At 40.3% G+C, this 6567-nt stretch carries 6 protein-coding genes; 3 read left to right on the plus strand and 3 right to left on the minus strand.

Translation table 11 applies throughout. The annotated features are described in order from the left end of the window. Positions 1–12 precede the first annotated feature (12 nt). The 3 genes from rplC to tuf form a co-directional block, all read right to left on the minus strand. Positions 13–633, minus strand: a complete 621-nt coding sequence (gene rplC, locus K6D58_RS09540; protein WP_296830111.1) for a 50S ribosomal protein L3 — start codon at positions 631–633, stop codon at positions 13–15. 118 nt (positions 634–751) lie between these two features. Continuing rightward, entirely contained in the window at positions 752–1060 is a 309-nt protein-coding gene (rpsJ, locus tag K6D58_RS09545; protein WP_184652089.1) for a 30S ribosomal protein S10, read from the minus strand. A gap of 63 nt (positions 1061–1123) precedes the next feature. After that, positions 1124–2314 (minus strand): elongation factor Tu, encoded by a 1191-nt coding sequence (tuf, locus tag K6D58_RS09550; protein ID WP_296830114.1) that lies wholly within the window; start codon positions 2312–2314, stop codon positions 1124–1126. Between the two features lie 562 nt (positions 2315–2876). On the opposite strand from tuf, the gene K6D58_RS09555 reads away from it, so the two are divergent. The 3 genes from K6D58_RS09555 to murA all read left to right on the plus strand — a co-directional run bounded on the left by K6D58_RS09555 (position 2877) and on the right by murA (position 6304). Further along, positions 2877–3554, plus strand: coding sequence for a thiamine diphosphokinase (locus K6D58_RS09555; RefSeq protein ID WP_296830116.1), 678 nt, complete (start codon positions 2877–2879; stop codon positions 3552–3554). Between the two features lie 191 nt (positions 3555–3745). Next, the gene (gene pepT / locus K6D58_RS09560) at positions 3746–5002 is read left to right on the plus strand and encodes a peptidase T (protein WP_296830118.1); all 1257 of its coding nucleotides are present in this window, start codon (positions 3746–3748) and stop codon (positions 5000–5002) included. A gap of 18 nt (positions 5003–5020) precedes the next feature. Further along, positions 5021–6304 (plus strand): UDP-N-acetylglucosamine 1-carboxyvinyltransferase, encoded by a 1284-nt coding sequence (gene murA / locus K6D58_RS09565; RefSeq protein WP_296830120.1) that lies wholly within the window; start codon positions 5021–5023, stop codon positions 6302–6304. The last annotated feature ends 263 nt before the right edge of the window (positions 6305–6567 follow it).

A 6567-nucleotide genomic window follows, 5' to 3' on the forward strand; every position in this document is an offset into this window, starting at 1 on the left:
TATTCCTCGACCTTATTTCTTAACAGCAGCCTTAACGATAAGTGTTGCATCTTTAACCCCAGGAACTGCACCACGAACCATCAACACTTTCAACTCAGGGTCAACTTTGATAACCTTGAGATTCTGTACTGTAACACGATCATTACCCATACGGCCTGCCATTTTTACGTTCTTAAGGCAGTGTCCTGGAGTTGTTGAGTTACCTGTACCACCGGCCTCTCTATGGAACTTAGAACCGTGAGTAGCACGTCCACCATGGAAGCCCCATCTCTTCATAACACCCTGAAAACCTTTACCTTTAGAAGTAGCGGTTACATCGATGAAACGAATAGAGTTGAATAATTCCACACCAATCTGATCGCCAACTGTAACTTCGCCGTCAAAATCGCGAAATTCTTTAAGATGACGTTTTGGTGTCACATTTTCTGGAAACTGCTTTGCATAAGGCTTAGATACTTTAGATTCTTTCAAATCATCAAGACCAAGTACCACAGCGTTATAACCGCACTTTTCCTCTGTCTTTGTAGCAACAACAGTATTTGGTTCAACGCGGATCACGGTTACTGGTGTCAGATTTCCGTTTTCGTCGAATACCTGTGTCATTCCTACTTTTTTTGCTATCAGACCTTTCATCTGAAATCTCCTATTTGGAAGTAAGGCTCAACCTTCTTCCTGTCGGTCGCCATTCCCGATCCAGGGAACCGTCCCGTTTATTTTACAGTAATTTGAAACCCAGGGATAAACCCTACAATTACTGTTTAATTTCTACATCAACACCTGCAGGAAGCTCAAGCTTCATAAGTGAATCCATAACTTCTGAACTTGGTTCAAAAATATCAATAAGGCGTTTGTGAGTTCTCATTTCAAACTGTTCACGTGACTTCTTGTTTACGAAAGGTGAACGAAGAACTGTTACTTTATTAATCCTTGTTGGAAGAGGAACTGGTCCTGAAACCTTTGCTCCTGCTTTCTGAACCTGCTGTACAATGTCTTTTGCAGACTGATCGATAAGAGCTACGTCGAATGCACGAAGTCTTACACGAATCTTGCCGTTTGCCATCATTTACTCCTAAGAATGAAGGCGCATCCAGCGAACTGAATGCAACCTCCATTCAATCAATAACTATTCGATAATCTTTGTAACCTGTCCAGAAGCGATTGTACGACCGCCTTCACGGATAGCAAGCTTAAGACCTTCGTCCATAGCGATTGGGTGAATAAGTTCACCAACAATCTTAGTATTGTCACCTGGTTTAACCATGTCTACACCAGCTTCAAGATTTACAGTACCTGTAATATCTGTTGTGCGGAAGTAGAACTGTGGGCGGTAACCAGTGAAGAATGGGCTGTGACGTCCACCTTCTTTTTCTGTAAGAACGTAAATCTGTGCTTCGAACTTTGTATGTGGAGTGATTGATTTTGGTGCAGCAAGTACCATACCACGAAGTACGTTTTTCTTTTCAATACCACGGAGGAGGATACCAGCGTTATCACCAGCCATACCTTCGTTAAGTGTCTTGTTGAACATTTCAATACCAGTACATGTAGAAGCCTGTGTTTCGCGAATACCAACAAGTTCAACTGGGTCGTTAACATGGATTACACCACGTTCGATACGACCAGTAACTACTGTACCACGTCCAGTAATAGTGAAGATGTCTTCAATTGGCATAAGGAATGGTTTCTGATCATCACGAACTGGATCATCGAACCATGTATCCATAGCTGTAAGAAGTTCTTCGATACATTTTGTGTTTTCTGGATTGTCAGATTCGTTAAGAGCCTTGAATGCTGAACCTGGGATGATTGGTGTATCAGCAGAGAATCCGTATGACTGAATTGTGTCACGAACTTCTTCTGTTACGAGCATCAACATTTCTTCGTCGCCATCAAGCTGGTCAACTTTATTAAGGAATACGATAATCTTTGGTACACCTACCTGGCGTGCAAGAAGAAGGTGTTCTTTTGTCTGAGCCATAACACCGTCTGAAGCTGCGATTACGAGGATAGAACCATCCATCTGAGCAGCACCAGTAATCATGTTCTTGATGTAGTCAGCATGTCCTGGGCAGTCAATATGTGCATAGTGACGCTTGTCAGACTGATACTCAAGGTGACGAGAGTTAATTGTAATACCACGAGCTTTTTCCTCTGGAGCATTATCAATTTCATCGTACTTCAAAAGCTTATCACCATACTTTTTAGCACAGTATGAAGTGATAGCAGCTGAAAGTGTAGTCTTACCATGGTCTACGTGACCGATAGTACCAACGTTCATGTGAGGTTTAGTTCTGTTGAACTCTTCCTTTGCCATGATGTTCTCCTTGTCCTGTATCTTTACAGGATAAAATTATTTTTATGTGTTGCACTTTAAGCCAGAAAATGCCATTCCTAAAAGGCTAATGACACTTTCGCATACACACTTTTCACATGTTTTGTTGAGATGATAGTGATTTATTTATCAATCTCTGTTTCATCTATTCGAAGCAGCTGTTGATTACCACCAGCATCACACGATCAAGTGATTGGTATGGACTTTCAACTCTAGATTTACTGGCGTAAACCGATAATCAGAACCACCAAACACTCATTTTTGCGAAAACCATCAACGATGATTTTCAGGTATTCAGGGTAAGGAAATCTGAAGGTTAACATAACCAGCTTTACGACTTCCATCAGACATTTAACTGTCCGTCTGATATTCAAAGAACCCTGCAATCTATTGCACGCCCAATTAGGGCATTAGTTCGGTATTTATACCTTTTTTTTACAACTTTGACAAGGGAATTCCCATTAATTTTTAATTTTTTTTCATTTGCATTGAAATTCGGGGAAAAACACCTTATAAATTCTTTAAAGATATTTAAGGAAAAAGTATGGATTATAAAAACAAAAGTATCCCCCAGAATAAAAGATGTGTAATTGTTGGTGCTGCAGATATTAAAAATACGGACTTTATTAAAAGCTGCCTGAATGAAAATGACTACTTTATTTTTTGTGATGGAGGTTTAAGACACGCTCCCCTTCTTGGCGTAAGTCCTGATCTTGCTGTAGGAGATTTTGACTCTTATCCCAAGATTCCTAATAATGCGGAAACTATTGTTCTGCCCTGCGAAAAGGATGATACAGATACCAACTATGCCGTAAAGGAAGGTCTTTACAGGGGATTTTCTGACTTTCTTCTTATAGGGGTTACAGGCTTACGCATGGATCATACAATTGCAAACGTATCCATTCTTCTTAAACTTCATGCCCTGGGTAAAAAGGCTGTGATTATAGATGATTATTCCCAAATGGAAATTGCAGGAAAAAATCCTATGTATATAGAAGAAAAATACCCCTATTTCTCTTTGCTGAATATTTGCGGCACTGCCAGAGGAATAACTATAAAAGATGCAAAGTATCCTCTGGAGAATGGTGAAATAACCTGTGAATATCAGTATGGAATAAGCAATGAGGTTTTACCTGGAAAAACTGCCTGCGTTACTGTAAACGAGGGAAACCTTCTTCTGATCAAGATTTTTGAGGATGACAAAAACCAGCCCCGATTGTAGCAGGCGACCGGAGGGAGCTTCTGGAGCAAGGCGGAAGAATGGAGGCAGAGCCGGAACTGCGGAAAGCGGGTAATGACTGACTTGCTATTGTCTGTATTTTACAGGAGGGGTGGAATCTTTGTGCTGCTCCGGAATTTCAATATTATAGAAAAAAAATGACAAAATGAGTAAAAACTGCTATTCTCTAGCTTATGAATACTAATGATTTACTTTCGCTTGAATATACTGAACCACTTTTGAATCGTTTTTTAAAATACGTAAAAGTTTGGACTGAAAGTGATGAGGCTGAGGCTGATGCTGGAAAGATTCCAAGTGCTGAACGTGAGCGGGACCTTGCTGATATTTTAAGGGAAGAGCTTAAGGCTTTAGGGCTTAAGGATGTTCAGACTACTGCTGAATGTTATACCTATGGTTTTCTGCCGGCTACTTCTGCTTTTGCTGACCAGCCTTCTTTTTGTCTTCTGGCTCATATTGATACTGTTGATGAAGTTACGGGTAAAGATGTAAAGCCTATTATATGGAAAGATTATGACGGTAAAGATATTGAACTTCCATATGGTATTAGTCTTAAATCTTGTGAAGATAAATGCCTGGAGCTTGCGGCTTGTGAAAAAGATACACTGATTACAAGTGACGGTACTACTCTTTTAGGTGCAGACGATAAGGCCGGTGTTGCGGAAATTATGACTGCCCTGGAATATTTTTATAAGCATCCGGAAGTTGAACATCGTGCTGTTGAAGTTATATTTTCTCCTGATGAAGAAACCGGTCACGGCATGGATAAGGTTCCACTGAATCTTCTTAAATCAAAGTATGCCTATACTGTTGACGGGGGACATAAGGGTGAGCTTGAAACTGAATGTTTTAATGCTTACAAGTCTGAGGTTACTTTTACAGGTAAACCTAAACATACAGGTTCTGCCCGTCCGGATATGGTTAATGCTGTAAGTATGGTTTCTTATTTTATTCATAACCTGCCACAGAACCAGATGCCTGAAACTACTGACGGCTATCAGGGATTCTTTGCACCTATGTCTGTTGAAGGTGATATGGAAAATGCCAGGGCTGTTTTATTCCTGAGGGATTTTACCCAGGATGGTATGGAAAAGCGTAAGGCTCTTGTAGATAAGCTTGCTGATGCTACAGCCCTTGTATTTGGTGGTAAATGTCAGGTAAAGCACACTCAGCAGTACCTGAATATGAAAGAAGGGCTTGATAAAGCACCTTTTGTTACCGAAAATCTTGTAAAGGCTTATAAGGAAGCTGGTATTGAACCGGAATTTACTCCAATAAGGGGTGGGACTGATGGTTCTCGTCTTACAGAAATGGGTATTCCTTGTCCGAATATTTTTACTGGAGGACACAACTTTCACTCAAGAATTGAATGGGCTTCTTTAAGTCAGATGGCTCTTGCTGCTACGGTACTTATTAATTTGTGCCGCATATAATTTCTTACGGAGAAGTAAATGTACGAATATCAGATTGAAGGCGGATTCCCTATTAAGGGGACTATTACTGCCAGCGGGAATAAAAATGCTGCCCTTCCATGTATTGCAGCCTGTCTTTTAACGGAAGACGAAATTACACTGAGGAACATACCTAAGATTGAAGATACAGGAGTTATGCTTAAAATTCTTGAATCTCTGGGTGCTTCGGTAAATAAAAAAGATGAACATACCTGGATTATTAAGGCAGAAAATATTCAGCATTCTGATATTCCGGCAGACTTAAGTAAGAAGATTCGTGCTTCTATTCTTTTTGCAGGTCCTCTTGTTGCAAGAACAGGTAAGGTAACAACACTTCCTCCTGGAGGCGATGTTATTGGAAGAAGAAGACTGGATACGCACTTTCTTGCCCTTGAAGAACTGGGGGCCCGCATTACTGTAGACAGTAAAATTGAATTTACTGCCAACAAGCTTAAGGGTGCTGACATCTTCCTTGATGAAGCATCTGTAACAGCTACAGAAAATGCGGTTATGGCTGCTGTTCTTGCTGAAGGTCATACTGAAATTACAAATGCTGCAAGTGAACCTCATATTCAGGATCTCTGTAACATGCTTAACCTTATGGGAGGTAAAATTACTGGTATTGGAAGTAACATCCTTCATATTGAAGGTGTTGAAAAACTCCATGGCTGTGATTTTACAATTGGACCTGACTTTATGGAAATCGGTTCTTATATCGGTCTTGCAGCTGCAACAAAGGGTTCCATTACAATTAATGGTGTACGTGAAAAGGATATAAGACCACTTAAAATATCTTTCAGCAAGCTTGGCATACGCTGGGAAATAGAGAACGGCAGTCTTACTGTTGCTGCAGGTCAGACACTTAAGGTGAATACTGATCTTGGGGGAATGATTCCTAAGATTGATGACTCTCCATGGCCGGGATTTCCGCCTGATTTAACTTCTATTATGACTGTTATTGCTACTCAGGTAGAAGGCACGGTTTTAATTTTTGAAAAGATGTTTGAAAGCAGGATGTTCTTTGTAGATAAGCTTATTTCTATGGGAGCAAGGATTACTCTTTGTGATCCTCACAGAGCTGTTGTTTCTGGTCCAAGCCTGCTTCATGGTGAACATCTTGTAAGTCCTGACGTTCGTGCCGGTATGGCTATGGTTATTGCAGCCCTGGCTGCCCACGGAGAAAGCCGTATCAGTAACGTATATCAGATTGAAAGGGGTTACGAAAACCTGGTAGAAAGGCTTCAGTCTCTTGGAGCTCATATAGAAAAAGTTTATATAGACTAATAACAAAGAACACAATTATTTTAGCCCGGACTTTTTAAGTAAGCCGGGCTTTTTTTTTGCTGAACCATCCTTCCCTGAATTATTTTTTACCTACTCTTTTCTTGAAACAAAGAGGATGGAAGCAAAGAAGAGCATTATTATGTAAAAAATTGAAGCCATGAATACTGAAGCAGATCCAAAAAGTCCTACAATAACGTAATTCAATATTCCTGTCACATAAGTACAGAGTTCGAAAATGCCAAAGAAAATCAGGGTACACAGAG

It is taken from the genome of Treponema sp. (genome assembly GCF_024696245.1).
GTDB lineage: Bacteria > Spirochaetota > Spirochaetia > Treponematales > Treponemataceae > Treponema_D.

Bases quoted from the DNA above. Each gene is read 5' to 3' on its own strand.
- rplC (WP_296830111.1), bottom strand. From the start codon at position 633: ATGAAAGGTCTGATAGCAAAAAAAGTAGGAATGACACAGGTATTCGAC.
- rpsJ (WP_184652089.1), bottom strand. From the start codon at position 1,060: ATGGCAAACGGCAAGATTCGTGTAAGACTTCGTGCATTCGACGTAGCT.
- tuf (WP_296830114.1), bottom strand. From the start codon at position 2,314: ATGGCAAAGGAAGAGTTCAACAGAACTAAACCTCACATGAACGTTGGT.
- K6D58_RS09555 (WP_296830116.1), top strand. From the start codon at position 2,877: ATGGATTATAAAAACAAAAGTATCCCCCAGAATAAAAGATGTGTAATT.
- pepT (WP_296830118.1), top strand. From the start codon at position 3,746: ATGAATACTAATGATTTACTTTCGCTTGAATATACTGAACCACTTTTG.
- murA (WP_296830120.1), top strand. From the start codon at position 5,021: ATGTACGAATATCAGATTGAAGGCGGATTCCCTATTAAGGGGACTATT.